The following is a 26,212-nucleotide window of genomic DNA, read 5'->3' as shown; positions in this document are numbered from 1 at the left end:
AGCCCGTCTGGTTATCGGCGGCGCTCAACACCGCGTTTCAGGCCGAAGACCAGGATGACGGCGGCCACGACCAGCACGAAGGCGGCGCCCAGGGCGGTGAAGCCCAGCAGCGGATTGCACTCCTGTTCCGCCACGAAGGCCCCGACCAGGCCCCAGGCGATGGGCAGGGAGTAGGCCATGGTGCGCAGGTAGAGGGTGACCTCGATCGCCACCAGAACCACGACCACGATCGCCGCCATGGCCCAGGCGGTGGGCGAGGCAAAGGCGGGCAGGGCGTCGAAGGCGGTCGCCGTGGTGATCAGGTTCAGCGGGGCGGCGATGGTCAGCCAACCCGCCAGCGCCGCCAGCGGCCAGATCAGGAACCAGCGGTCGCGATCCGCCACGCCGGTCGTGCGGATGGTCTTTCCGCTGACCAGCAAGGGGACCAGCAGAGCCAGAAGCGAGGCGAAGATGATGACCACGCTGGCCGCCTTGAGGTTCAGGGCGGCGGCGATGATCCACATGCCGATGCCGAACAGGGCCACGACCGAGGGCCAGCCCATGCGGTGGATCAGCACGCTCTCGCCCGTCTGCGGCAGGCCCTGGCGCCCGGCGTAGATCAGCAGACCCAGATACAGCAGGCCCCAGATGGAAAAGGCGTAGCCCGCGACCTGAAGGGTCTGGTTCCCCTCCGCCGCGAACTCGGCCTGGGACAGGCCGAACCCGCCCAGATTCTGAACCACAGGGACCACGACGGCGAAGACGGCGGCCGCCAGGACCGCCAGGCGACGGGTCTGTTGACGGGGCGTGGGGCGTTCGATGGCGGACATGGCGGCGGCTCCGGCTCAGCTTCGCCTTACTTACGCGCCGGGCGTCGGTTTGGTTCACCGGAACCGTGAAGGCGGAACCTCGCTTAGGTCAGGAAAGGCTCAACGAGGAGACCGCCATGGCCGACCCTGACGACCTGCCGGAAGATCCGGCCCTCGACACCGACGAGGTGGAAACCAACCGCGCCCTGGAACAGGGCCTGGGCGTCGGCGCCCGTGAACTGGCCGCCATAGGCGAATCCGGCGCGGCGGGCACGCTGGAGCGTCCGCTGGATGAAGACGGCGAACCGGTGGAGCCCGAGATCGAAGTCGACGAAATGGGCCGCAGCGCCAGCGTTCTGGACCGCAAGACCTAGCCGCTGAAGGGCTTAGGCCGCCGCGTAGATGCTCTGGAACAGGACGGCGCCGTCGGCGCTGCCCAGCTCGGCTTCAAAGGCGCGGTCGGGGTGGGGCATCATGCCCAGGACATTGCCGCGCGCGTTCTGGATGCCGGCGATGTCGGCGACCGAGCCGTTGGGGTTGTCGACGTAGCGGAAGACCACCTGGCCCTCGCCCTCGAGACGGGCCAGGGTCTCGGCGTCGGCGAAGTAGTTTCCGTCGCCGTTGCCCTGGGTCATGACCACTTCGCGCTGGCCCTGATAGCCCGAGGTGAAGCGGGTCTGGCCGTTGGCGACCGTCAGGCTGATCGGCTTGCAGACGTATTTCAGACCGGCGTTGCGCAGCAGGGCGCCCGGCAGCATCCCGGCCTCGCACAGGACCTGGAAGCCGTTGCAGATGCCGACCACGGTGACGCCGTCATCGGCGGCCTTCTTGACCGCCTGCATGATCGGGGCCTGGGCCGCCATGGCCCCGCAGCGCAGATAGTCGCCGTAGGAGAAGCCGCCCGGCAGGACGATCAGATCGAGGCCTTTCGGCAGCTCGGTCTCGGCGTGCCAGATCATCTGGACCTGTTCGCCAGTGGAACGTTCGACGGCGACCTTGCAGTCGCGGTCGCAGTTGGAACCCGGGAAGACGATGACGGCTGCGCTCATGGCCGGGCCTCCTAGCATCAATTGTTCGGGATGTCAGGCGTGGCTTTGACCCGTCTTGCGCCCGGTCATCCAGGCGACCACCCAGACCGCGAAACCGCCCAGCGACAGCGCCACGCCGACCCAGCCGGTCGAGGTCCAGCCCCAGCCCGCCGCCACGGCCATGCCGCCCAGCAGGGGGCCGATGGCGTTGGCGGTGTTGAAGGCCGAGTGGTTCAAGGCGGCGGCCAACGTCTGCGCGTCGCCGGCCACATCCATCAGCCGGGTCTGCAGGATGGAGCCCAGCCCGCCGCCGCCGCCGATCAGGAAGACCACGATCAGCATGGCCCACAGGTGCGGGGCCGCGAAGGGATAGAGGGCCAGGGCCGCGGCGCTCCACAGCAGCAGGCCGCCCGCCGCCGTCATGCCGTAACGGTCGGCGGCCCAGGCCCCCAGCAGATTGCCGCTCATCATGCCCAGGCCGAACATGGCGAAGACCCAGGGCAGGACCTCGGGCCCCACGCCGGTCACGGCGGTCAGGGTTGAGGCCAGATAGGCGTAGACCGCGAACATGCCGCCGAAGCCGATGGCCCCGACACCGAGCGTCAGCCAGACCTGCCCGCGCTTCAGGGCGCCCAGCTCGCGCAGGGGACTGGCGTCGGCGTGGGCCGGATCGCGCGGGGCGAACAGGGCGACCAGGGCCATGGTGACGACGGCCAGGACGCTGACGATGGCGAAGGTCCAGCGCCAGCCGAAGGCATGGCTGACGGCGGTGGCGATCGGCACGCCGATGACGGTGGCCACGGTCAGGCCCAGCAGGATGGTCGAGACGGCGCGCGTCCTTAGCCGCAGCGGCACCAGCGACGCCGCCACCAGGGCCGCCACGCCGAAATAGGCTCCGTGCGGAATGCCGCTGAGGAAGCGGAAGGCCAGCATCCACTCATAGGTGGGCGCGAGGGCGCTGAGCGCATTGCCGACCGCGAACAGGGCCATGAAGCCAATCAGCAGCAGCCAGCGCGGCAGGCGCGCCCCCAGCACGGCCAGGATCGGCGCCCCGACCACGACCCCGGCGGCATAGGCGCTGATGACGTGACCGGCGGTGGGTTCATCGACGCCCAGACCGGCTGCGAAGTCGGGCAGGACGCTCATGGCCGCGAACTCGGTGACCCCGATGGCGAAGCCGCCCATGGCCAGGGCCAGAAGGACCAGCGCCACCTTGCCGGGCGCGGCGACCGTCTCCATCGCGGGCGACGGCGCGCAGGCGCGGTCGTCGATACAGGCGGTGGTGTCGGTGGGGGCCATGAACTATCGCAATGCAACAAAACTTACGCTGCGTCGCAAAATAGGGGCGGAGTCCCGCGCTTCAACCCGGAGAAGACGTTCGATCCATCACACTTTGTGTGCGGGTCGGATCAGGCGCTGATCAGTTCGGCCCGGACGCGGGGATGCGAGACCGAGAGACCCAGGCTCTGCGCGGCGTAGAGCTCCAGCAGAAAACGATCCTGATCATCGTCCAGGGCCAGCCAGCGGGCCTCGATCGGCTTGCGGCGGCCGGATCGCGGCGGGACTTCGCTGATCGTGATGCGGGCCGCCCCGCCGCCGCCCGGCCTGTGCATTCGCGCCGACAGCGACAGGCGCAGCGACGGCGCCAGCATCCCTTCCTCAAGGTGGGGCGGGCTGCCCACGTGGACGGGCTCGTTCTCGCGATAGAAGACGTAGACCGCTCTGGGCGCGGGCAGGCGCGCCCGGGTCAGCGGGTGAAGCGGCTGGGCCATCAGGCGGCGGAAAAGTTCGGGAACCGTCGCCAGACGTTGAGCGTGATCCAGAGGCGCCGTCATCGCCCTGCGCGGTTCTCGTAGGTCGCGGTGATCGAAGCCTTCGCCAGCGTATGGAAGTGCAGGTTGAAGCCGAAGACGGCGCCGGAATTGTCCGCGGTCACGTCCAGCCTGTCCGTATCCACGGCGAAGACGGTGAAGATGTAGCGGTGCGGGCCGTGTCCGGCCGGCGGGGCGGCGCCGCCGTATCCGGGCTCGCCGAAGTCGGTGCGGCCTTCGATCGCGCCGGCGGGCAGGGCGGCGCCGGCGGCCAGGTCCGTCACCTCGGCGGGGATGTTGGCGACGGTCCAGTGCCAGAAGCCCGAGCCGGTCGGGGCGTCGGGGTCATAGCAGGTGATGGCGAAGCTTCTGGTTCCCTCAGGCGCGCCGGACCAGGACAACTGCGGCGCGGTGTTGCCGTGCGCCATGACCTGGGCGTCGGGCAGGATGTCGCCGTCGCGGAAATCGGCGGAGGTGAGGGTGAAGGTCATGACGGCGCTCCCTTGTATCTGGTTCGCCAACGGAACGGTCGGGTCTCCACACCGTTGCGCTGCGACAGTCTGTTCCTAGCTAAGCTTGATCGACGTTCAAAGGGCGGAGAGCCGGATGCTGCAATCCCTTCTCGACCGGACTTATCTGACACGCTCCATTCGCGTGCGTCTGCCGGACGGGCGAGAGCTGACGGCGGGGCCGGGCGAGCCGGAACTGACGGTGGTGATCGCCGAGGCGAAAGCCGCCCTGTCCATCGCCGCCAATCCCGAACTGGCCCTGGGCGAAACCTTCATGGACGGGACGTTCCGGATCGAGGGCGGGCGGATCTACGACTTCCTGCAACTGACCACGTCACAACTGGCCTTGCGGCCGCGGTCTCCCGGACTGAGCTGGATGCAGAAGATCAGGCGCGGCGCGGAGCAGGCCAATGACCGGCTGCACGCGCGCAGCAACGTCCATCATCACTATGACCTGACCGTCGACTTCTATCGCCTGTTCCTGGATCCGGACCTGCAGTATTCCTGCGCCTTCTTTGAGACGCCGGACGCGAGCCTGGAGCAGGCCCAGGTCGCCAAGAAGCGCCGCCTGATCGACAAGCTGCTTCTGGAGCCGGGACACACCGCCCTGGACATCGGCGCCGGCTGGGGCGGACTGGGTCTGTCGATGGTCGAGCGGGGGGCGCGGGTGACGGGCGTCACCCTGTCCACCGAACAGCACCGAACAGCCAATGAACGCGCGGCGGCTCTGGGGGTCACGGACCGGGCGGATTTCCGGATCCAGGACTATCGCGACCTGAACCAGACCTTCGACCGCATCATCTCGGTCGGCATGTTCGAGCACGTCGGCGTGCCGAACTATCAGGAGTATTTCGACACCGTCGCCCGCCTGCTGGATGACGACGGCGTGGCGGTGATTCACTCTATCGGCCGCAAGTCGCCGCCCAGCCGCACCCAACCCTTCATCCGCAAGTACATCTTCCCCGGCGGCTATATTCCGGCCCTGTCGGAGGTCTTGCCCGCCATCGAACGATCGGGGCTTTGGGTTACGGACATGGAGGTGCTGCGCCTGCACTACGCCGAGACCTTGCGGCATTGGCGCGAGCGGTTCCTGGCCCGGCGCGACGAGGCGCTGGCCATGTATGACGAACGCTTTTGTCGAATGTGGGAGTTCTATCTCGCCGCCAGCGAGGTCGCCTTCCGCGAACTGGGCCACATGGTCTTCCAGTTGCAGCTGACGAAGAAGCAGACGGCGGTCCCGTTAAGCCGGGATTATCTGTGCGGGTAAACGGCTTTCCTCCCCATGAAATGGGGAGGGGGACCGCGTAGCGGTGGAGGGGCTTGCGACAGTGGAACCAAGCCGCCCCTCCGTCACGTCGGCTGCGCCTCCGCGCCACCTCCCCATTGCATGGGGAGGAAAAGAAAAAGGCCGCTCTTGCGAGCGGCCTTGATCGTCTGAACCGTCATTGCCTTCAGGCGACTTCGATCCGGTAGCTTTCGATGACCGTATTGGCCAGCAGGGTGTCGCACATGCGCTTCACCTCGGCCTCCTTGTCGGACAGGCTGTCGTCGAGGTCGAACTCGATCAGCTTGCCGACGCGGGCGTTGGCGACGCCGGCCCAGCCGAGACCTTGCAGGGCGCCCTCGACGGCCTTGCCCTGAACGTCCAGGACGCCGGGCTTGAGGAAGACGTGAACCTTAACCTTGGCCATTAGTGCAGTCCCCCTTGGATCACGGTCGGCATGTCCTTCATGATGCCGAGGCGGCGGGCCACCTCGGTGTAGCTTTCGATCACGTCGCCCAGGTCGCGACGGAAGCGGTCCTTGTCCAGCTTCTCGCCGGTGGTCGAGTCCCACAGACGGCAGCTGTCCGGGCTGATCTCGTCGGCCAGGATGACGCGGGCGAAGTCGTTCTCCCACACCCGGCCGAACTCGATCTTGAAGTCCACCAGGGTGATGCCGACGGCGCCGAACATGCCGCACAGGTAGTCGTTCACGCGGACCGTCATGGCCAGGATGTCGTCCAGCTCCTGGGTGGTGGCCCAGTTGAAGGCGGTGATGTGCTCTTCCGTCACCATCGGGTCGTTCAGCTCATCCTTCTTGTAGTAGAATTCGATGATCGAACGGGGCAGGGCCGTGCCTTCTTCCTGGCCCAGGCGCTGGGCCAGCGAGCCGGCGACGACGTTGCGGCAGACGACTTCCAGCGGAATGATCTCGACTTCGCGGATCAGCTGCTCGCGCAGGTTCAGGCGCTTGATGAAGTGGTTGGTCACGCCGATCGAGTTCAGGCGCGACATGATGAATTCGCTGATGCGGTTGTTGATGACGCCCTTGCCTTCCAGGGTCGCCTTCTTCTGCGCGTTGAAGGCGGTCGCGTCGTCCTTGAAGTACTGGATCAGCGTGCCCGGCTCAGGCCCCTCGTACAGGATCTTGGCCTTGCCCTCGTAGAGCTTCTTGCGCTTGGTGTTCATCAATCGGGTCCCGAACGGGAAGGAAACGGACAGCCTCAAAACGAAAAACGCGCGGCCCTGGCCCAAAGGTCAACCGGGGGCGGCGCGATCCTGAATCGACGGCGGCTATATAAGACCGCACGCCCTTTAACCGAAGGGCGTCTGTGACACAAATATCCTCCTGTAACCTAGCGTCAGGGGCGCGACCGCGAGTCTGGTTGCGTTCGCCCGCGAGGGGGCTATAGACGGCGATGCGGGCCCTACTTTCCGTCCGCGACTGGAGTTACGACGCGCATGACGACCTTCGACGATCGGGAAAAGGGCTACGAGACCAAGTTCGCCCTCGATCAGGAACAAGAGTTCAAGGCCATCGCGCGTCGCAACAAGATGTTGGGCCTGTGGGCGGCCGAGAAGATGGAGCTGTCGGCTGACAGCGCCGAGCAATACGCCGCCGCCGTGGTCCGCGCCGATTTCGAACAGCCGGGCGAGGAAGACGTGTTCCGCAAGATCGCCGGCGACTTCAAGGCTTCGGGTCTGACGGTCTCGGAAGGCGAACTGCGTTCCAAGATGGACGAACTGGCCTCCATCGCTCGCGACCAGATTCGCGCCGGCGAATAGGCCTCGGTTCCAACCGACCGAATTCAGAAGGAAGGGCCGCGACCGGCAAGGTCGCGGCCCTTCTTCTGTTCTGAAGCGATTATTTCGGCATCAGCACCGTGTCGATGACGTGGACCACGCCGTTCGACTGGCCGACGTCGGCCTGGGTGATGGTCGAGGTTCCGCCCTTGGCGTCGGTGATGGTCCACTTGCCGCCGCCGGCGTCCTTGATCGCCAGTTTCTCGCCCTGAACCGTCGTCAGGGTGGCGGTTCCGCCGTTGGCCTGGGCCTGGGCGGCGATGTCGGCGGCGGTCAGGCGGCCGGGCACCACATGATAGGTCAGGATCTTGGTCAGCGCCGCCTTCTGGGCCGGCTGCATCAGGCCCTCGCGCGTGGCGGCGGGGATCTTCTCGAAGGCGGCGTTGTCTGGGGCGAAGACGGTGAAGGGGCCGGCGCCCTGCAGGCGTTCCGCCAGGCCGGCTGTCTGAAGCGCGCTGACCAGGGTGGTCAGGTTCGGCGCCTTGGCGGCGTTGGTGACGATGTTGTCGGCCGGGTTCATGGCGACGCCGCCGACCATGGGCTCGGTGGCCGCAGGCGTCATGGGCTCGGCCGGCATGGCGTCGGCGGGCGCCTTCTCGACCTTGGTTTCATTGTTGCCGCAGGCGGCGAGCGTCAGCAAAGCGGCGGCGGATGCGGTGGCGAGGGCGGCGGTACGGATCATCTTCATGGCGTCTCTCCATCGACGGCCGCCCGACGGGGCGGCGGGGTCGGGGAGAACTACGGGCGAGCAGGGCAAATGGTTCAAATTTTCCGGCGCGGCGTGTGATCGGCTGGCGTCAGTCCGCGAAGACGACCGTCTTGCCTCCGTGCATGAGGATGCGGTCGTTCAGGTGGTGCGACACGGCGCGGGCCAGCACCCGGCGCTCGATGTCGCGGCCCTTGCGGATCAGGTCGGCGGGGGCGTCGCGATGGCTGATGCGCTCCACGTCCTGTTCGATGATGGGGCCTTCGTCCAGGTCGGCGGTGACGTAGTGGGCCGTGGCGCCGATCACCTTCACGCCGCGCGCGTGGGCCTGATGATAGGGCTTGGCGCCCTTGAAGCCCGGCAGGAAGGAGTGGTGGATGTTGATGCAGCGCCCCGTCAGCCGCGCGGCCAGATCGTCCGACAGGATTTGCATGTAGCGCGCCAGCACCACCAGCTCGGTCCCGGTCGCCTCGATCAGGGCCAGCAACTGGGTCTCCTGCGCCGCCTTGTCGCCGCTCATCGGCAGGTGGTGGAAGGGCAGGTCGCCCAGATCGACGTGGCCGATCATGTCGCGCGGATGGTTGGAGACGACGGCCGTCACCTGCATGGGCAGTTCGTCGATCCGCCAGCGATACAGCAGGTCCGCCAGGCAGTGATCGAAGCGTGAGGTCAGGATCATCACCTTGCGCGGCTCGGGCCCGCGCAGGGTCCAGTCCATCTCGAAGCGTCGGGCCAGCGAGGCGAAGCCGTTGCGAATGGCGGCCTCGGCGTCTCCCTCGGCCGGCTCGAACACCACCCGCATGAAGAAGTAGCCGCTCAGGGCGTCGCCGAACTGCTGGGCGTCCGAGATGTTGGCGTCCCGCTCCAGCAGGAAGGCGGAGACGGCCGCCACGATGCCGTGACGGTCAGGGCAGGAAAGGGTCAGAATCATCGAGCGGTCGACTTAAGCGGGAAGGAAGTCGCTCAGTATGGCCCAGCTTTCAGCCTTTGCCGACAAGGATATTGCGTGCGCGGGGCTGGAGGACGGCAGATCGAGCAGGGCGACGCCGCCCAGACCGGCCAGTATGCGTCGCCCCATCTTCGCCGCCAGTCCGCCGTTGAAGGCGACGGCGCGCAGTTCCGGCAGGCTTGCCGCCAGACTGTGCAGGTCGGCGGCCTCGGGCGAGCGGATGGCCGCATCCAGGCTGCCTGAGCGCTCCGCCGAGGCGATCACGTCCCACAGGCCGACGCCGCGCGCCTTCAGACGATCCAGGCGATCTTCATAGGCAAGCGCGGGAAGGGCCTCGCCCAGCAGGCCGCCCATCAGCGGCCAGAAGCCGTTGCGCGGATGGGCGTAATACTGGGCCGCCTTCAGCGAGGCGTCGCCGGGCAGGCTGCCCAGGATCAGGATGCGGGTGCGGGCGTCGACGACAGGCGCGAAGCCGACCGAACGCCCGACCAGGGACAAGGGATTCAGCCCTCGCCGAAGACCCGCTTGAACACCACGTCCACGTTCTTGGTGTGGTAGCCGAGGTCGAACAGGGCCTCGAGCTGGTCGTGGGGCAGGGTGACGCGCGCGTCGGCCTTGAGGAAGTCGATGAAGCGGCCTTCGCCGCGCCAGACCTTCATGGCGTTCTCCTGAACCGCGGCATAGGCCTCCTCGCGCGAGACGCCTTCCTGGGTCAGGGCCAGCATGACCCGTTGCGAGAAGACCAGGCCGCCCAGGCGGTCGAGGTTCTTCTGCATGTTCTCAGGGTAAACGTTCAGGCGCTCGATCACGCCCGCCAGGCGGTGCAGGGCGAAGTCCAGGTGGATGGTGGCGTCCGGGCCGATGCCGCGCTCGACCGAGGAGTGGCTGATGTCGCGCTCGTGCCACAGGGCGACGTTCTCCATCGCCGGGGTCACGGCCGAGCGGACCAGACGGGCCAGGCCGGTCAGGTTCTCGGTCAGGATCGGGTTGCGCTTGTGCGGCATGGCCGACGAGCCCTTCTGGCCCTTGTCGAAGAACTCCTCGGCTTCGAGGACTTCGGTGCGCTGCAGGTGGCGGATTTCGACGGCCAGACGCTCGACCGAGGAGGCGACGACGCCCAGGGCGGCGAAGTAGGCGGCGTGACGGTCGCGCGGGATGACCTGGGTCGAGACGGGCTCGACGGCCAGGCCCATCTGGTCGGCGACGTATTGTTCGACGGCCGGATCGACGTTGGCGAAGGTGCCGACGGCGCCCGAGATGGCGCAGGTGGCGATCTCTTCACGCGCCGTGATCAGGCGGCGCTTGGCGCGCTGGAACTCGGCGTGATAGCCGGCCAGCTTCAGGCCGAAGGTGACCGGCTCAGCGTGGATGCCGTGCGAGCGGCCCACGGTCGGGGTGTACTTGTGCTCCTTGGCGCGGACTTCCAGCGCGGCCAGGACGCGGTCAACGCCACCCAGCAGCAGGTCGGTCGAGCGCGCCAGCTGCACCGCGAAGCAGGTGTCCAGCACGTCCGAAGAGGTCATGCCCTGGTGCAGGAAGCGGGCTTCCTCGCCGACGATTTCCGACACGTGGGTCAGGAAGGCGATGACGTCGTGCTTGGTGGTGCGCTCGATCTCGTCGATGCGGTCGGCGTCGAAGGTCGCGTCCTTGCCCTTGGCCCAGATGGCCTCAGCCGATTCCTTGGGGATCACGCCCAGCTCGGCCATCTTGGTGGCGGCGTGGGCCTCGATCTCGAACCAGATCTTGTACTTGGTCTCTTGCGACCAGATGGCGACGGCGTCGGGGCGGGAATAGCGCGTGATCATGGACGCGTCGTGTCGTTCGACAGGGGCCGCGAGTCAAGGTTCGCCATTGACTTCTCGCCCCCTTGTCCCAAATAGGCGGTCTCAGAGGACGACCTCTCCCTTATTGTGGGCATGACCGCCGGGACGACCCGGCTCGCCATGCAAGGGAGCAAGTCATGGCCTGGATTTTCCTTCTTCTCGCCGGCCTGTTCGAGGTCGTCTGGGCCTTTCTGATGAAGGCGTCGGACGGCTTCAGCAAACCCTGGCCCACTATCGGCACCATCGCCTTCATGATCGTCAGCTTCGGCCTGTTGTCGATGGCGATGAAGACCCTGCCGCTGGGCACGGCCTACGCCATCTGGACCGGCATCGGCGCGGTCGGCGCCTTCGTCGTCGGCATCGCCGTGCTGGGCGAGCCGATCACCCCCATGCGGATCGGCGGCGCGGTCCTGATCGTTTCCGGTTTGGTTGTGCTGAAGCTATCGTCCAGCCATTGATGGCGCATGGCCCAGGGAGCAGCGACCATGGAACTGGTGATTGGCGACAAACTCTATTCCACCTGGTCGCTGCGGCCCTGGCTGGTGTTGAAGCGCTGCGGCGCGGATTTCGCCGAGACGGTCATCCGCCTCAATCGGCCCGACACGGCCGAGCAGATCGCCCGCCATTCGCCCGCCGGCCGCGTCCCGGTTCTGAAGGTCGACGGCGAGACCATCTGGGACAGCCTGGCTATCTCGGTCTGGTGCGCAGAACATTATCCCGAGGCCGGGCTGTGGCCCGCCGACGCCCATGCGCGCTGGCAGGCCCGGTCGGTGGTTTGCGAGATGCATTCCGGCTTCATGGCCCTGCGCACGGAATGCGGCATGGCCCCGGATCACGCCATGGTCGGTCCTGACCGCAGTCCGCCGCCAAGGGGCGAGGACACGGCGGCCGACATCCGCCGTCTGGTGCAGATGTTCCGCGAGGCGCGCGCTCGCTTCGGCGCGGGCGGCCCCTACCTGTATGGCGAATGGTCGATCGCCGACGCCTTCTTCACTCCGGTGGCGGCGCGCTTCCGTCACTTCCAGGTCGACCTGGCCGCGCACGGCGACACGGATGGCGTGGCCCGCGCCTATGTCGAGGCCCTGCTGGCCCAGCCCGACTTCATCGCCTGGGGCGAGGACGCCCTGGCTAACGCCGCTTAAGCCTGGTCGAAAACCGGCGATTAACGAGTGATGTTACATTCTGTCCTCGCGGCGTCGGGCCGTGGGGGACAGGCGATGCGGACGATCAGTCGCAACACCAACTGGGGCAAGGTCGCCCGCGGCTATTTTCTGGCCGGCCTGGCCTTCGCCTTCGTCTGGGCCATGCTGCTGTCCAGCCTGGTCTGACGGGCTTCAAACCGGCGCACAAATCTGAGCTCTAGCGCGTTCCGGCGACCGGTGCGGCCTCGGCCACCTGCATCGGCGCGGCCGGCGGCGGCGCCACATAGTCCAGACGGATCGGCACGGTTTTCGCGCCTGAGGCCACGGCGTCCAGCGTGTTCAGCGGCGCGCCCAGCATGCGCTGATAGATCCAGTAGGCCGCCACGACCTTTTCCACGTATTCGCGGGCCTGGGGCACGTCGATGGTCTCGATCAGCAGCAGGGGGTCGGCGTCCGGCCCCAGCTTGCGCACCGCCGCCAGCATCGGTCCCGGTCCCGCGTTGTAGGAGGCCACGGCCTTCAACAGATCGCCCTGGAAGGATTCGATCTGGAACAGGCGGTTCACATAGTCCTGACCCAGCTTCAGGTTCGTGGCCGGGACATAGAGCCGCTCCGGGTTGCGCACATAGCCCTGGTCCCCGGTCATATAGGCGGCGGTCGCGGGCATGACCTGCATCATGCCATAGGCGCCGGCCCCGGAGCGGGCGCTGGCGTTGAAGTCCGTTTCCTTGCGCGCAATGGCGTAGACCAGCGCCTTCTCGATGGTGAATCCGCCTTCGGGCTCCAGGACCGGCATGGGGTAGCGGGTCGCGTCGATGCGGCTGGCCTCGGACTGGGCCGCGCGGTTGGGGGCCACGGTGCGGTAAAGGCCGGCCCACAGGCGGCGGGCGGCGTCGCCGTCCGCGGTGCGCAATCCCACGCGGGCGGCTTCTTCCGCTTCGTTGCGACGGCCGACTTCATAAAGGGCCACGGTCCGTCGAGCGGTCTCGTCGGAGCGAATGAAGGCGTTGAGTTCGCGCGCCTCCACCCCGGCGGGCTCGGGGGCCAGGCTGGCGCGCTGCAAGGTCGCGCCATAGGCGCGAGGCCCCATGTTCTCGATGACCGGTTCCTCGCCCAACTGACGCAGGGCGACCTGGCCGTAGAAGGTGGCGGGCCAGCGGGCGGCCAGGCGCAGGTTTTCCACCACGCGATCCTGACGGCCCGAGCGAGCGGCGGCGCGGGCGGTCCAGAAGGCGGCGCCGGCGCGGACCCAGGGGTCTTCCGTCGGGTCCTGGGCCACGCGTTCGAAGGCGCGGTAGGCGTTGGAGAACTCGTTCATCCGCCAGGCGGCCAGACCGGCGCTCCACCAGTCGCCCATCTCGGCGCCGGTGCGCCAGGCGCCCGTCAGGTCATCATTGTTCAGCGCGACGCGCGCGGCCTTGGCCGGATCGGTGACGCCGCCGCTTCCTGCGCCGGTGACGCTGGCCCAGGTGCGTTCCAGCAGATTGCCGGGACGTTTCGGTTCGGCCGCCCCATCGGGGATGCGACGCATGGCCAGGGTGTAGACCCGCTGGGCCATCGGCAGGTCGGAATAGGTTTCCAGCCAGGCCGCCAGTTCGTCATAGGTGGCGACATGCGCGGGGTGGAACAGGCGCTCGAATTCGACCTGGCCCAACAGGATGCGGTCCTGGGCCTGACGCGCCGAAGTGCGCGCCAGCTCCAGATCGCCGCGCCGCAGGGCGTCGAAGGCGGTGGTGTAGCTGAGCCGGTCGGAACTGCTGAGCGCGGTCGGCGTTCGATCAGTGTCGTTCGCGACATAGGCTCTTCCGCCGTCGTCAGCACCGGATTCCGCGGCCAGGGCGGCGGACGCAACCGTGGCGCAGAGCGCGGCGGCAAGCAGGGGCGCGAGGGTCGCGCGGCGGAAAAGGTACATACGCGGCGGCCCCCTTCGTCGGCGCCGCTCCCGTCTCGACTCGGGATTGTCAGCGCTCTGTGGACTGGTCGTCAGCCGCTAACCATGCCTGAATCAGGTCTTCGGCTCAACCTGGGCCGTATCCAGACGCGCCGCCAGGGACAGCATGTCGGCCCAGGCGACTCGCTTGGCCTGGGGCTGGCGCAGCAGGAAGGCGGGGTGCAGGGTGGTCATGACGGGGGCCGAAACCCCGCCCTCGGCCGGTCGCCATTCGCGCCACTGGCCGCGAATCTTCATCAGGCCCTCTTCGGTGTTCAGCACCGATTTCGCCGCCGCCGCGCCGACCAGCAGCACGGCCTTCGGCTGCATAAGGGCGAAGGCGCGTTCCAGGAAGGGGGCGCAGGCGGCCTGTTCCTGCGGCGACGGCGGGCGGTTGCCGGGCGGCTTCCAGAAGACGGTGTTGGTCAGGAAGGCCTGATCCGCCAGACCCGCCGCCGCCAGCATCCGGTCCATAAGTTGTCCGGCCTGTCCGACGAAGGGTTCGCCGCGCAGGTCTTCGGTCTCGCCCGGCGCCTCGCCGATCAACAGGATGGAGCCCTTGGGGTTGCCGCGCGCGAAAACGGCCTGCTTGGCGCCCATGGCCCGCAGGGGGCAGCCCTCGAAGGCGGCGATCGCCTGGGCCAGGTCGTCCATCGAGGTCGCGGCCGCAGCCAGGCGGCGCGCCTCGGCCACGGCGTCGGCTCCTGACATGCCTCCATGCAGGGCTGTGACCGTGGCGGCGGCCTTTTGCACGGCCTGGGGCGCCGGCGGGGCGACGAAGACCGTGCGGTCGATCGGCGCGTCCAGATAGCAGGCGTCCACCCCCGCATCGCGCCAGAAGGCGAGCAGGGCTTCGGTTGCGGATGCGTCGAGGGGCTGGGGCGTCATTCCGTGACAGGGATAAGCCTTGACCGCCGCTGCGTCACCTCACGATAAGACGGATAACCACGATGATAACGAGGATTCAGGGGAAGATGGCTGAGCAAGCGATCGAAGGCGGCGCGATTAACGCCTGGCAGGAAGCCGTCATCGACAAGCTGCCGCCGGCTGAAGCGCTGGAGGGCGTCGAGCGCGAGGTCATGGAATATGACGTCGTCATCGTCGGCGGCGGCCCCGCCGGCCTGTCCGCCGCCATCCGCCTGAAGCAGCGCGCCGAGAAGGACGGAAAAGAGATTTCCGTCGCCGTTCTGGAGAAATCCGCCGAGATCGGCGGCCATATCCTGTCGGGCGCCGTGATCGATCCCAAGGCCCTGAACGAGCTCTTCCCCGACTGGAAGGAACGCGGCGCGCCGCTGGAGACCCCGGTCAAGACGGACAAGTTCCTGGTGCTGGGCCCCCAGGGACAGGCCTCTCTGCCCATGTTCGCCATGCCGCCCTTCATGCACAACCACGGCTGCTATATCGCCTCCCTGGGCAATGTGGCGCGCTGGCTGGGCGAGCAGGCCGAGGCCCTGGGCGTCGAGGTCTATCCCGGCATGGCCGCCAGCCATGTGGTCTGGGACGAGCCTTCGGGTCGGGTGAAGGGCGTCGTCGCCGGCGTCTTCGGCATCGACCGCGAGGGCAAGCCGACCGGCGAGTTCCAGCCCGGTCTGGAACTGCACGGCAAGTATGTCTTCATCGCCGAGGGCGTGCGCGGCTCGCTGGCCAAGACCATCATGGCCCGCCATGACCTGACCGCGAACTCGGACCCGCAGAAGTTCGGCATCGGCCTCAAGGAGCTGTGGCAGATCCCGGCCGAGAAGCATCAGCCCGGTCTGGTCCAGCATACGACCGGCTGGCCGCTGGACGACAAGACGGGCGGCGGGTCCTTCCTCTACCACTTCGGCGACCGCTACGTGTCGGTCGGCTTCGTCGTGCACCTGAACTACCAGAACCCCTATCTGTCGCCGTTCGACGAGTTCCAGCAGTTCAAGCACCACCCGGCCATCGCCGAGCATCTGGAGGGCGGCACGCGCATCTCCTATGGCGCTCGCGCCATCACCGAGGGCGGCTTCCAGTCGGTGCCCAAGCTGGCCTTCCCCGGCGGCGCCCTGATCGGCTGCTCGGCGGGCTTTGTGAACGTGCCGCGTATCAAGGGCAGCCACAACGCCATGAAGACGGGTATGCTGGCCGCCGACGCCGCCTATGAGGCCGTGATCGCGGGCCGCGAGGGCGATGTGCTGGAGGCCTACGAAGAGGCCTACAAGGCGTCGTGGGTCTACAAGGAACTGAAGGTCGTTCGTAACGCCAAGCCCATGCTGTCCAAGCTGGGCACCATGATGGGCGGGGCGGTCTCCATGTTCGACATGTGGGTCAACCACCTGACCGGCGGCTTCTCCTTCTTCGGCACGATGAAGCACACCAAGACGGACGCGGCCTCGACCGGTCTGGCCAAGGACTTCAAGCCGATCACCTATCCCAAGCCTGACGGCAAGCTGTCGTTCGACAAGCTGTCCTCGGTCTTCATCTCGAACACCAACCACGCCGAGGACCAGCCGGCCCACCTGAAACTGTTGAACGCTTCGGTGCCGATCGAGGTCAACCTGCCCAAGTACGGCGAACCGGCGCGGCTCTATTGCCCGGCGGGCGTCTATGAGGTCCTGACCGACGAGCAGGGCCAGAACCCGCGCTTCCAGATCAACGCCCAGAACTGCGTCCACTGCAAAACCTGCGACATCAAGGACCCGTCGCAGAACATCGTCTGGACCACGCCGGAAGGCGGCGGCGGCCCCAACTACCCCAACATGTAAGCCTGAGGGGTTTCAGCCCCTTGCGGGCGGAAGGGAAAGCGTGAAGGGTCCGCCCATGCGCTTCGCCTTCCGCCGCTCCGCCCTGTTCGCCGCCGCCTCGCTGATCGCGCTGGGCCTGGCCGCGCCGTCCCTGGCGCAGGAGGCCCCGCCCGTCGAGGCCGCGCCGCAGCAGGCTGAGCCGACCGACGAGCCGGTCGTTGAGTCGGAACCGTCGGAACCTGACGCAGCGACCCCGGTCGACGCCGGGGCGCAGGACCCTGAGATCATCATCGCCGACGCCCCGGAGGCGCCTGAGCAGCCGCCCATCCCCGCCGTCTGGGCCCCGATTCCGACCGACGCCGAGGGGCGCAGCGCCTATGGCTACTACCTGGCGGGCCGCAACGCCCTGACCAGCGGCGAGAGCGAGGCCGGCGCCGACTATCTGGCGCGCGTGGAGGCCCTGACGCCCGAACAGCCCCGTATTCGCGAACAGGCCTTCACCGCCTCCCTGCTGGCGGGCGATCTCGACGTCGCCGCCCGCATCGCGCCGGAAGGGGAGGGCGTCTCGCCCGTCATCGTCCAGGCCGGACGTCTGGTCGCGGCGGTGCAGACCTTCGTTGGCGGCGACGCGCGCCGCGCCAACGCCATGCTCAAGGCCGCACCCATCGGCGAGCCTCACGCCCGCGCGGGTCTTTACGTCCAGCCGTGGATCGCCGCCGCCGCCGGCGACTGGGACCGCGCCCTGGCTGTCGCGCCGACCGACCTGGACCCGATCAGCACCCTTCTGGTGCGCGCCAATCGCGCCCGTCTGCTGGAGCTGCGCCGCCGCTATGACGAGGCCGACGCCGAGTGGCGCGACCTGACCAGCCACGCCCTGGCTTCGCGCCTGTTCCGTCTGCCCTATGGCGAGTTTCTGGAGCGACGCGGAAAACGCGATGAAGCCCTGGTGCAGTACGAGGCCGCGGTCACGGCGGGCTCTACTGACCGCGCCACCATGTCGGCGCGCGCCCGCGTCATGGCCAAGGGGCGTCCGCCCGCCGCGCCGGATTATCGACGGGGGGCCGCGCTGGCGCTGAAGACGGCCGCCGATCAGATCATCGCCCAGCGGGCGCTTGAGTTCGGCGTCGTCTACCTGCGACTCGCATTGAATCTCGAGCCGACGGATGAAAATCGCTTCCTGATCGGTCAGACCTTGCAGCAGGCCGAGCTGGAGCCGGCGGCGCGCGCGATTCTGGCCCAGATCGGGCCGCGCGATGTCGAGCTCTACGCCGCCGCCCGCGTGCAGAGCGCGCTCAGTCTTGAAAAGGAAGGGCAGGCGGACGAGGCCCTGGCCGAACTGCGCCGCGCCGTCGCAGCGCGTCCGGATGAGGCCGGCATCGCCTATCTTCTGGCGGGGCAACTGGTGCAGATGAAGCGCTTCGACGAGGCCTTGGCGCTGCTCGACGCCCCCTTGCTCAACACGGCCGATCAGGGTTTCGAGGTCAACTTCCTGCGCGGCGCCGCCTATGAGGCGCTGAACCGCAAGCCCGAGGCCGAGGCCGAGTTGTGGGCCGCCCTGCAGAAACAGCCCAACAATCCGACCGTGTTGAACTACCTGGGCTACCTGTGGGTCGATAGCGGGACGCGGGTCGAGCAGGGGGCCGAGATGATCGCCCGCGCCTTCGCCGCCGATCCGTCGGACGGCAATATCCAGGACTCGCTCGGCTGGGCCCAGTATCGCCAGGGTCGATTCGACGTGGCGGTCGAGACCCTGGAACAGGCCGTGGCCAAGGAGCCCGCCAACGCCGAGATCAACGACCACCTGGGCGACGCCTACTGGGCCGTGGGGCGTCAGCGCGAGGCCGGCTTCCAGTGGAATCGCGTCCTGACCCTGGACGTCGAGCCCGAGCGCAAGGCCGAGGTCGAGGCCAAGCTGCGCGACAGGCTGGGGCAGGCGCCGACCGACGACAGCGGCGCGGGCGTCACGGACTGATCCGGTGACCTTGAGCGGCCTGGCTCCGGCCAAGATCAATCTCTTCCTGCACGTCGGGCCGGTGGCGGACGACGGCTATCACCCCCTGGCCAGTCTGGTCGTCTTCGCCGACGTGGGCGACGCCGTGACGGTCGCACGGGCTGGCGCCCTGTCGCTGAGCGTGACCGGCCCGTTCGGCGGGGCCTTGGCGGGCGAGGGCGACAATCTGATCCTGCGCGGCTTGCGGGCGCTGGGCGAGGCCGCCGGGATCGGCGCGCCGCCGGTCGCCGTCGCCTTGGACAAGCAACTGCCCATCGCGGCGGGGCTGGGCGGCGGCTCGGCCGACGCCGGGACGGCCATCCGATTGGCGGCCCAACTGCTGGACCTCGATCTGGACGAGACGGCGCTGGAGGCCGTCGCGGGCGTGGTCGGGGCGGACGGCCCCATGTGCCTGCGCGCGCGTCCGGCCTGGGCGACCGGCCGGGGCGACGACCTGCGCGACGAGCCGCGCCTGCCGCCGCTGCACGCCGTCCTGCTGAACCCCGGCCTGCCGTCGCCGACGGGGGCGGTCTATCGGGCCTATGACGATGCGCCCGCGGGCGGCGCCGACTGTCCCGCAGCGCCCGACGACTGGTCGCCCGCCGCCGTGATCGACTGGCTGGCCGCTCAGCGCAATGATCTGGAAGCCCCCGCCCTGCGCGTGACGCCGGGCATTGCCGAGGCGCTGGCGGCCATGCGCGCCGCGCCCGGCTGTCGCCTGACGCGGATGTCGGGCTCGGGCGCGACCGTCTTCGGCCTGTTCGAGGATGCGGCGGCGGCGGAAAACGCTGCGGTCACGCTGCGGCGCCCCGGCTGGTGGGTGCGATCCTGCCTGTTGGGAAATCCCGCGTCCGGTTGAACTCGGCCCCGCCGCCCTCTAGGGTCCGCGCTCAAATTTTGCGCTGCGAAAACGAGCCGTCGTGACGACCGAACCCCTATCCTTCCAGGACCTGATCCTGACCCTGCACAAATACTGGGGCGACCAGGGCTGCGCCATTCTGCAGCCCTATGACATCGAGGTCGGCGCCGGCACCCTGCACCCGGCCACGGTGCTGCGCGCGCTCGGTCCCAAGCCGTGGAAGGCCGCTTATGTCCAGCCCTCGCGTCGTCCCGGCGACGGCCGCTATGGCGAGAACCCCAACCGGCTGCAGCACTATTATCAGTATCAGGTCATCCTGAAGCCGAACCCGGACAACCTGCAGGAGCTGTATCTCGGCTCGCTGGCCGCCATCGGCATCGACCCGAAACTGCACGACATCCGCTTCGTCGAGGACGACTGGGAGAACCCCACCGTCGGCGCCTGGGGCCTGGGCTGGGAGGTCTGGTGCGACGGCATGGAGGTGACGCAGTTCACCTATTTCCAGGGCGTCGGCGGCATCGAGGTCGACGTGGTCTCGGGCGAGCTGACCTACGGGCTGGAGCGTCTGGCCATGTATGTTCAGGGCGTCGACAACGTCTATGACCTGAAGTTCAACAAGGAGGGCCTGACCTACGGCGAGGTCTTCCTCGAGAACGAGCGCCAGCAGTCGGAAGCCAACTTCCACGGCTACGACGTCGCCGCGCTGAAGCGCCGCTTCGAGGACATGGAGCGCGAGGCCGCCCACTTCCTGACGCTGAAAGGACCGCAGGGCCAGCCGCTGGTTCTGCCCGCCTATGATCAGGTGCTGAAGGCCTCGCACCTGTTCAACCTGATGGACGCCCGCGGCGCCATCGCCGTCGCCGAACGCCAGAGCTACATCGGCCGCATCCGCGACCTCTGCAAAGCCTGCGCCCTGGCCCAAGTCGAACACGAGAAGGCGACAGCTTGACGATTGATGGTGAAGCGCAAGCGCCCTTCCCCCTTGATGGGGGAAGGGTTGGGGATGGGGGTGACGCCCCCACCTCCCTGCGCGCGCGTCATCTGACCGGCGCCGTCGGTCGCGCCCGCCGCCTGAGGCGCGACATGACCTTCCCGGAACGTATTCTCTGGGATGAACTGCGCCGCCTGAAACTCAACATTCGCCGTCAGGCGCCGATCGGCCGCTACATCGTCGACTTCGCTCATCATGACAGCCGCCTGATTGTGGAAATCGACGGACCGCTGCACGACGAACCCGAAGCCGTCGCCTATGACGCCGAACGCACCGCCTGGCTGGAAAGCCAGGGCTTTCGCGTGATCCGCTTTTCCACCAAACAGGTGACGGACGGCTTGCCGGACGTGGTCGATGCGATCCGTTCGGCCGTGCTGTCACCCCCATCCCAACCCTTCCCCCATCAAGGGGGAAGGGCCCTCTGGCGCGCCCGTGATCAATGGGTGCGGGACGAAAACTGATGCCCCAGCTTCTCCTCGAAATCTTCTCCGAAGAAATCCCCGCCCGCATGCAGCAGGGCGCCGCGCGCGATCTGGAGCGCATGGCTTCCGAGCGCCTGAAGGCCGCCGGCCTGGCCTGGGAGGCGCTGAACGTCTTCGCCGGGCCGCGTCGCCTGACCCTGGTGATCGACGGCCTGCCCGCCGCCACGCCCGACCGCAACGAAGAGGTCAAGGGGCCCAAGACCTCGGCCCCGGCCCAGGCGCTGGAAGGCTTCCTGCGCAAGACCGGCCTGACGCAGGACCAGCTGGTCGAACGCGACGGGATCTGGTTCGCCGAGATCAGCAGCAAGGGCCGCGCGACGACCGAGGTCGTGGCCGAGGCCGTGGATCAGATCATCCGCAGCTTCCCCTGGCCCAAGTCGATGCGCTGGGGCACGGGCGCCCTGCGCTGGGTGCGCCCGATCAAGCGCATCATCGCCCTGTTCGACGGGGCGGTGGTTCCGTTCGAGATCGACGGCATTCCATCCGGCGATGTGACCGAGGGGCACCGCTTCCTCGGCAGCGGCCAGCCGTTCGCGGTCAAGGACTTCGCCGACTATCGCGCCAAGCTGGAAAAGGAATACGTCCTGCTGGACGTGGCCGACCGCAAGCTGCGCATCCTTGAAGCCGCCAAGGCCGCCTGCGCCGCGCGCGGTCTGGTGCTGGTCGACGACGACGGCCTGCTGGACGAGGTGGCCGGTCTGGCCGAATGGCCGACGCCGATCCTGGGCGACATGGACCCGCAGTTCCTGTCCTTGCCGCCCGAAGTGGTCCGCCTGTCGATGAAGGTGCACCAGAAGTATTTCGCCGTGCGTGATCCTTCCAAGGACGGCCTCGCCCCCAACTTCCTCGTCGTCGCCAACGTCGAGGCGACCGACGGCGGCCAGGCCCTGGCCGCCGGCAACTCCAAAGTCCTGTCGGCCCGCCTGAACGACGCCCGCTTCTTCTGGGACGAGGATCAGAAGGTCGGCTTTGACGCATGGGGCAAGAAGCTCGCTGGCGTCACCTTCCACGCCAAGCTGGGCACGATGGCGCAGCGCGTCGAGCGCATCGCCAAACTGGCGGCTGAGATCGCGCCTCTGGTGGGCGCCGACGCCGATCAGGCCGAACAGGCCGCGCGCCTGTCCAAGGCCGATCTGGCCAGCGGCATGGTCGGCGAGTTCCCGGAACTGCAAGGTATCATGGGCGGCTACTACGCCCGTTTGGCCGGTCATCCCGACGTCGTCGCCGACGCCGTGCGCGACCACTACAAGCCGCAGGGGCCGACCGACAATGTGCCGACTGCACCGCTGACAGTCGCGATTGCTCTGGCGGACAAGATCGACACCCTGTCGGGCTTCTTCTCGATCAACGAGAAGCCTACCGGCTCGAAAGACCCTTATGCCCTTCGCCGCGCCGCTCTGGGTGTTATCCGTCTGATTCTCGACAACAACGTGCGAGCTTCGCTTCGAGATATCCTTGAGGGTGCTAATTTCCGAAATGTGCGTCGCGCATACTTGGTCGGACAAGATGCCGCTCAGGAGGAAGCCCTGGACAACATTTTGGCGGGCGTCGATGAGGGCGTTGCTCTGAAGGTTTGGTCGCAGAAGTCCGACAAGATTTTCGATGAACTCAACGAGAAAAATGGCTGGGATGCTCTCTCCGAGGGCCTGACTTCCTTCTTCGCCGACCGGCTGACCGTCCTCCTCCGTGATCAGGGCCAGCGTCACGACCTCGTGGCGGCCGTCTTTGCGCTGGGCGACGACGATCTGGTGCGGATCGTGCGTCGGGTGGAGGCGCTGGCCGCCTTCCTCGCCACGGACGACGGGGCCAATCTGCTGGCGGGCTACAAGCGGGCGTCCAACATCCTCAAGGCCGAGGAGAAGAAACCGACCCCGCTGCCCACAGGCGCCGTCGCCACCGGCCTGGCCAACCAGCCGGCGGAAGAAACCGCCCTGGCCTTCGCCGCCGCCGCCGCCGCGACCGCCGTGGACGCCGCGCTGGAGACCGAGGACTTCGCCGCCGCCATGACGGCCCTGGCCGCCCTGCGCGGTCCGGTGGACGCCTTCTTCACCGCCGTCATGGTCAACTCCGACGTGGCCGAAGAGCGTGAGAACCGCCTGAAGCTGCTGGGCCAGGTGCGCGACGTCATGGGCCGGGTCGCCGACTTCGGCCAGATCGCGGGGTAGGGCTCTCTCCGAACCGACCGTCGCGTCGCCCCCTCCACCGCTTCGCGGTCCCCCTCCCCACAAAGTGGGGAGGAAAGGGGCGCGTGTCTTTCCTCCCTGTCGCGTAGCGATGGGGAGGTGGATCGGCGGCGGAGCCGACGAGACGGAGGGGGCGGCGCAGACGGCTCAAAATCTGCATCGCGATACATCCTCTCACGGATTGTTACGCCCCCGGCCTCGCCTTCGCAGGTGCAGCGCGCTAGTGAAGTCCCCCGTAAGCGGGACTCACCAGATCCCGCGACAGACCACGGCTCAGGGACTGCAAGATGACCAAGTGGGTGTACGGCTTCGGCGGCGGATCCGCTGACGGCGATGCGTCGATGAAGAACCTTCTCGGCGGCAAGGGCGCGAACCTGGCCGAGATGTCGTCTCTTGGCCTTCCGGTGCCGCCCGGCTTCACGATCACGACGGAAGCCTGCGTCCACTATTACTCCAACGGCGAGACCTATCCGGCCGAGCTGGCCGAACAGGCCGCCGCCGGTCTGAAGACCGTCGAGGGCATTGTCGGCAAGACCTTCGGCGACGCCGCCAACCCCCTGCTGGTCTCGGTGCGCTCGGGCGCGCGGGCCTCGATGCCGGGCATGATGGACACGGTGCTGAACCTGGGCCTGAACGACCAGACGGTCGAGGGTCTGGCCGCCCTGTCCGGCGACCGCCGCTTCGCCTTCGACTCCTACCGTCGCTTCATCACCATGTACTCCAACGTGGTCCTGGGCATCGGCCACGACCAGTTCGAAGAGGTTCTGGACGACCACAAGGATCGTCTGGGCGTCTCGGTCGACACCGAACTGACCGCCGAGAACTGGGAAAAGGTGGTCGCCGACTACAAGCTTCTGGTCGAGCGCGAACTGGGCCAGCCCTTCCCGCAGGCCCCGCATGACCAGCTGTGGGGCGCCGTCTCGGCCGTCTTCGCCAGCTGGATGAACGATCGGGCGAAATTCTATCGCCGCATGCACGACATCCCCGAAAGCTGGGGCACCGCCGTCAACATCCAGTCCATGGTGTTCGGCAACATGGGCGAAACCAGCGCCACCGGCGTGGCCTTCACCCGCAACCCCTCGACCGGCGAAGCGCGCCTGTACGGCGAGTTCCTGATCAACGCCCAGGGCGAGGACGTGGTCGCGGGCATCCGCACGCCGCAGTCCCTGACCAAGGCGGGCCGCGAGGAGATGGGTGAGACCGCTCCCTCGATGGAAGAGGCCATGCCGGTCGTCTTCGGCCAGTTCGTCGATGTCGTGAACCGGCTGGAAGGCCACTATCGCGACATGCAGGACATCGAGTTCACGGTCGAGCAGGGCCGCCTGTGGATGCTGCAGACCCGCAACGGCAAGCGCACCGCCAAGTCGGCGTTGAAGATCGCCGTCGATCTGGCTTCCGAAGGCGTGATCTCGCAGGAAGAGGCCGTGTCGCGGGTCGAGCCCGCCGCCCTGGACCAACTGCTGCACCCGACCCTGGACCCCGACGCCGCCCGTTCGGTGGTGGCGGCGGGCCTGCCGGCCTCGCCGGGTGCGGCCACCGGCAAGATCGTCTTCGACGCCGACGAGGCCGAGCGTCTGGCCCAGCAGGGCGACGCCGTCATCCTGGTGCGCGAGGAAACCAGCCCCGAGGACATTCACGGCATGCACGCGGCGCGCGGCATCGTCACGGCGCGCGGCGGCATGACCAGCCACGCGGCCGTGGTGGCGCGCGGCATGGGGCGCCCTTGCGTCTCCGGCGCCGGTGAAATCTCGATCAACGAGAAATCGGGGACCTTCACCGCGCGCGGTCGTATCTTCAAGGCCGGCGAGGTCATCACCATCGACGGCGGCAAGGGCGAGGTGCTGGACGGCGCGGTGCCGATGATCGAGCCGGAGCTGACGGGCGACTTCCAGACCCTGATGGGCTGGGCCGACGCCGTGCGCCGCCTGAAGGTCCGCGCCAACGCCGAGACCCCGCTGGACGCCCGCACCGCGCGCGGCTTCGGCGCCGAGGGCATCGGCCTGTGCCGCACCGAGCACATGTTCTTCGACGAGGCCCGCATCGCCGCCGTGCGCGAGATGATCCTGGCCGACGACGAGCAGGGCCGTCGCGCGGCCCTGGCCAAGATCGCCCCCTTCCAGAAGTCGGACTTCGTCGAGCTGTTCACCATCATGAGCGGCCTGCCGGTGACGGTCCGCCTGCTGGACCCGCCGCTGCACGAGTTCATCCCGCACACCGACGCCGACATCGACGCCCTGGCCGCCGGTTCGGGCCTGGACGCCGAGAAGCTGAAGCGTCGCGCGCGTGAACTGCACGAGACCAACCCCATGCTGGGCCACCGCGGTTGCCGCCTGGGCGTGGCCTATCCTGAAATCTACGAGATGCAGGTCCGCGCCATCCTCGAGGCGGCTCTGGAGGTCAAGAAGACGTCGGGCGTGGCTCCGATCCCCGAGATCATGCACCCCCTGGTCGCCCTGGGCCTGGAGATGAAATACCTGCGCGAGCTGACCGACCGGACCGCCCGGGCCGTGTTCGAGGCGGCCGGCGACAGTGTCGAATACCTGGTCGGCACCATGGTGGAGCTGCCGCGCGCGGCCCTGCGCGCCGCAGACCTGGCCGAACACGCCGAGTTCTTCAGCTTCGGCACCAATGACCTGACCCAGACGACCTTCGGCATCAGCCGCGACGACTCGGGTCGCTTCCTGCAGGCCTATCTGGACAAGGGCATCTTCGAGACCGACCCGTTCGTCCGTCTGGACCAGAGCGGCGTGGGCGACCTGATCCGCATCGCCGAGGAGCGGGGCCGGGCGGTCAAGCCGGGCATGAAGATGGGCATCTGCGGCGAACACGGCGGCGATCCGTCCTCCATCGCCTTCTGCGAGAGCGTCGGCCTCGACTACGTCTCCTGCTCGCCCTACCGCGTACCGATCGCCCGTCTGGCGGCGGCCCAGGCCGCGCTTGCAGCCCGTTCGGGCGAGGAGCGCGAAAAGGACCGCTAGAGCGAAATCGGTTCAGATGCGATCACATCTGAACCCAGATATTCGCTCCAGCATCAATCCTGGAGCCTGATCTACCGATCAGGCTCTAAAGGTCTGATTCAGGATTGAGCGTGCAAAGGCGGCCCTTCGGGGCCGCCTTTTTCGTGCCGGATTGAGGTCAAGATCAACGTAACGCTGTGTGTGTCAAGTTGCACACAGTTGCGCATATGTATTCGCCTCTCTGTGGAACGCTCGATAGAGGCGTCCATTTAACTCCCATGCTGGATGGGGC

At 67.7% G+C, this 26,212-nt stretch carries 25 protein-coding genes; 12 read left to right on the top strand and 13 right to left on the bottom strand.

What is annotated here, in order from left to right:
- Window positions 1-11: 11 nt before the first annotated feature.
- Window positions 12-809, bottom strand: a complete 798-nt coding sequence (locus tag ACZ5XO_RS11855) for a hypothetical protein (RefSeq protein WP_464162545.1) — start codon at window positions 807-809, stop codon at window positions 12-14.
- Window positions 810-925: 116 nt separating this feature from the next.
- On the opposite strand from ACZ5XO_RS11855, the gene ACZ5XO_RS11850 reads away from it, so the two are divergent.
- Window positions 926-1,162 carry a hypothetical protein gene (locus tag ACZ5XO_RS11850; RefSeq protein WP_464162544.1) on the top strand — a complete coding sequence of 79 codons (237 nt, stop codon included), beginning with the start codon at window positions 926-928 and terminating at the stop codon, window positions 1,160-1,162.
- Window positions 1,163-1,174: 12 nt separating this feature from the next.
- Here ACZ5XO_RS11850 and purQ read toward each other — a convergent pair whose 3' ends face one another.
- The 4 genes from purQ to ACZ5XO_RS11830 all read right to left on the bottom strand — a co-directional run bounded on the left by purQ (window position 1,175) and on the right by ACZ5XO_RS11830 (window position 4,118).
- A complete protein-coding gene (gene purQ, locus ACZ5XO_RS11845; protein WP_464162543.1) occupies window positions 1,175-1,837 on the bottom strand; it encodes a phosphoribosylformylglycinamidine synthase subunit PurQ in 663 nt (220 codons plus the stop codon).
- 33 nt (window positions 1,838-1,870) lie between these two features.
- Entirely contained in the window at window positions 1,871-3,115 is a 1,245-nt protein-coding gene (locus ACZ5XO_RS11840) for an MFS transporter (RefSeq protein WP_464162542.1), read from the bottom strand.
- A gap of 110 nt (window positions 3,116-3,225) precedes the next feature.
- On the bottom strand, window positions 3,226-3,651 hold the full coding sequence (locus tag ACZ5XO_RS11835) for a hypothetical protein (protein ID WP_464162541.1): 426 nt from the start codon (window positions 3,649-3,651) through the stop codon (window positions 3,226-3,228).
- Complete coding sequence (locus tag ACZ5XO_RS11830; protein WP_464162540.1) at window positions 3,648-4,118, bottom strand: YbhB/YbcL family Raf kinase inhibitor-like protein; 471 nt, start codon at window positions 4,116-4,118, stop codon at window positions 3,648-3,650. Before ACZ5XO_RS11830 ends, ACZ5XO_RS11835 begins: the two co-directional genes overlap by 4 nt.
- A gap of 115 nt (window positions 4,119-4,233) precedes the next feature.
- On the opposite strand from ACZ5XO_RS11830, the gene ACZ5XO_RS11825 reads away from it, so the two are divergent.
- Window positions 4,234-5,403 carry a class I SAM-dependent methyltransferase gene (locus tag ACZ5XO_RS11825; protein WP_464162539.1) on the top strand — a complete coding sequence of 390 codons (1,170 nt, stop codon included), beginning with the start codon at window positions 4,234-4,236 and terminating at the stop codon, window positions 5,401-5,403.
- Window positions 5,404-5,587: 184 nt separating this feature from the next.
- On the opposite strand, the gene purS is transcribed toward ACZ5XO_RS11825, so the two are convergent.
- Window positions 5,588-5,827, bottom strand: coding sequence for a phosphoribosylformylglycinamidine synthase subunit PurS (gene purS, locus ACZ5XO_RS11820; RefSeq protein ID WP_292032802.1), 240 nt, complete (start codon window positions 5,825-5,827; stop codon window positions 5,588-5,590).
- Window positions 5,827-6,585 (bottom strand): phosphoribosylaminoimidazolesuccinocarboxamide synthase, encoded by a 759-nt coding sequence (gene purC, locus ACZ5XO_RS11815; protein WP_464162538.1) that lies wholly within the window; start codon window positions 6,583-6,585, stop codon window positions 5,827-5,829. Before purC ends, purS begins: the two co-directional genes overlap by 1 nt.
- Window positions 6,586-6,858: 273 nt before the next feature.
- On the opposite strand from purC, the gene ACZ5XO_RS11810 reads away from it, so the two are divergent.
- Window positions 6,859-7,182 carry a DUF1476 domain-containing protein gene (locus tag ACZ5XO_RS11810; RefSeq protein ID WP_464162537.1) on the top strand — a complete coding sequence of 108 codons (324 nt, stop codon included), beginning with the start codon at window positions 6,859-6,861 and terminating at the stop codon, window positions 7,180-7,182.
- 79 nt (window positions 7,183-7,261) lie between these two features.
- Here ACZ5XO_RS11810 and ACZ5XO_RS11805 read toward each other — a convergent pair whose 3' ends face one another.
- The 4 genes from ACZ5XO_RS11805 to purB all read right to left on the bottom strand — a co-directional run bounded on the left by ACZ5XO_RS11805 (window position 7,262) and on the right by purB (window position 10,660).
- Entirely contained in the window at window positions 7,262-7,888 is a 627-nt protein-coding gene (locus tag ACZ5XO_RS11805) for a fasciclin domain-containing protein (RefSeq protein ID WP_464162536.1), read from the bottom strand.
- Window positions 7,889-7,997: 109 nt separating this feature from the next.
- Complete coding sequence (purU, locus tag ACZ5XO_RS11800) at window positions 7,998-8,837, bottom strand: formyltetrahydrofolate deformylase (RefSeq protein ID WP_464162535.1); 840 nt, start codon at window positions 8,835-8,837, stop codon at window positions 7,998-8,000.
- Window positions 8,838-8,849: 12 nt separating this feature from the next.
- Window positions 8,850-9,353, bottom strand: a complete 504-nt coding sequence (locus tag ACZ5XO_RS11795; protein WP_464162534.1) for a DNA-deoxyinosine glycosylase — start codon at window positions 9,351-9,353, stop codon at window positions 8,850-8,852.
- 5 nt (window positions 9,354-9,358) lie between these two features.
- Window positions 9,359-10,660 (bottom strand): adenylosuccinate lyase, encoded by a 1,302-nt coding sequence (gene purB / locus ACZ5XO_RS11790; protein WP_464162533.1) that lies wholly within the window; start codon window positions 10,658-10,660, stop codon window positions 9,359-9,361.
- Between the two features lie 155 nt (window positions 10,661-10,815).
- Between purB and ACZ5XO_RS11785 the strand changes: the two genes are divergently transcribed.
- Window positions 10,816-11,136 (top strand): DMT family transporter, encoded by a 321-nt coding sequence (locus ACZ5XO_RS11785; protein WP_464162532.1) that lies wholly within the window; start codon window positions 10,816-10,818, stop codon window positions 11,134-11,136.
- Between the two features lie 27 nt (window positions 11,137-11,163).
- Window positions 11,164-11,820: a glutathione S-transferase family protein gene (locus ACZ5XO_RS11780; RefSeq protein ID WP_464162531.1), complete on the top strand. Its 657-nt coding sequence runs from the start codon at window positions 11,164-11,166 to the stop codon at window positions 11,818-11,820.
- A gap of 217 nt (window positions 11,821-12,037) precedes the next feature.
- Here ACZ5XO_RS11780 and ACZ5XO_RS11775 read toward each other — a convergent pair whose 3' ends face one another.
- Window positions 12,038-13,732, bottom strand: a complete 1,695-nt coding sequence (locus tag ACZ5XO_RS11775; protein ID WP_464162530.1) for a lytic transglycosylase domain-containing protein — start codon at window positions 13,730-13,732, stop codon at window positions 12,038-12,040.
- Between the two features lie 93 nt (window positions 13,733-13,825).
- Window positions 13,826-14,638, bottom strand: a complete 813-nt coding sequence (locus tag ACZ5XO_RS11770) for a uracil-DNA glycosylase (RefSeq protein WP_464162529.1) — start codon at window positions 14,636-14,638, stop codon at window positions 13,826-13,828.
- A gap of 191 nt (window positions 14,639-14,829) precedes the next feature.
- On the opposite strand from ACZ5XO_RS11770, the gene ACZ5XO_RS11765 reads away from it, so the two are divergent.
- The 7 genes from ACZ5XO_RS11765 (at window position 14,830) to ppdK (ending at window position 25,941) form a co-directional block, all read left to right on the top strand.
- A complete protein-coding gene (locus ACZ5XO_RS11765) occupies window positions 14,830-16,479 on the top strand; it encodes an electron transfer flavoprotein-ubiquinone oxidoreductase (protein WP_464164916.1) in 1,650 nt (549 codons plus the stop codon).
- A gap of 55 nt (window positions 16,480-16,534) precedes the next feature.
- Complete coding sequence (locus ACZ5XO_RS11760) at window positions 16,535-18,430, top strand: tetratricopeptide repeat protein (RefSeq protein ID WP_464162528.1); 1,896 nt, start codon at window positions 16,535-16,537, stop codon at window positions 18,428-18,430.
- 4 nt (window positions 18,431-18,434) lie between these two features.
- Window positions 18,435-19,307: a 4-(cytidine 5'-diphospho)-2-C-methyl-D-erythritol kinase gene (locus ACZ5XO_RS11755; protein ID WP_464162527.1), complete on the top strand. Its 873-nt coding sequence runs from the start codon at window positions 18,435-18,437 to the stop codon at window positions 19,305-19,307.
- A 61-nt stretch (window positions 19,308-19,368) separates the two neighbouring features.
- Window positions 19,369-20,256, top strand: a complete 888-nt coding sequence (locus ACZ5XO_RS11750) for a glycine--tRNA ligase subunit alpha (RefSeq protein WP_409449584.1) — start codon at window positions 19,369-19,371, stop codon at window positions 20,254-20,256.
- Window positions 20,253-20,759 (top strand): endonuclease domain-containing protein, encoded by a 507-nt coding sequence (locus ACZ5XO_RS11745; RefSeq protein WP_464162526.1) that lies wholly within the window; start codon window positions 20,253-20,255, stop codon window positions 20,757-20,759. Before ACZ5XO_RS11750 ends, ACZ5XO_RS11745 begins: the two co-directional genes overlap by 4 nt.
- Entirely contained in the window at window positions 20,759-22,945 is a 2,187-nt protein-coding gene (gene glyS / locus ACZ5XO_RS11740) for a glycine--tRNA ligase subunit beta (RefSeq protein ID WP_464162525.1), read from the top strand. Before ACZ5XO_RS11745 ends, glyS begins: the two co-directional genes overlap by 1 nt.
- 305 nt (window positions 22,946-23,250) lie before the next feature.
- Complete coding sequence (ppdK, locus tag ACZ5XO_RS11735) at window positions 23,251-25,941, top strand: pyruvate, phosphate dikinase (RefSeq protein ID WP_464162524.1); 2,691 nt, start codon at window positions 23,251-23,253, stop codon at window positions 25,939-25,941.
- Window positions 25,942-26,212: the final 271 nt, after the last annotated feature.

It is taken from the genome of Brevundimonas sp. T2-11, from assembly GCF_055397675.1.
This window is presented reverse-complemented; position numbering and strand designations above follow the sequence as displayed.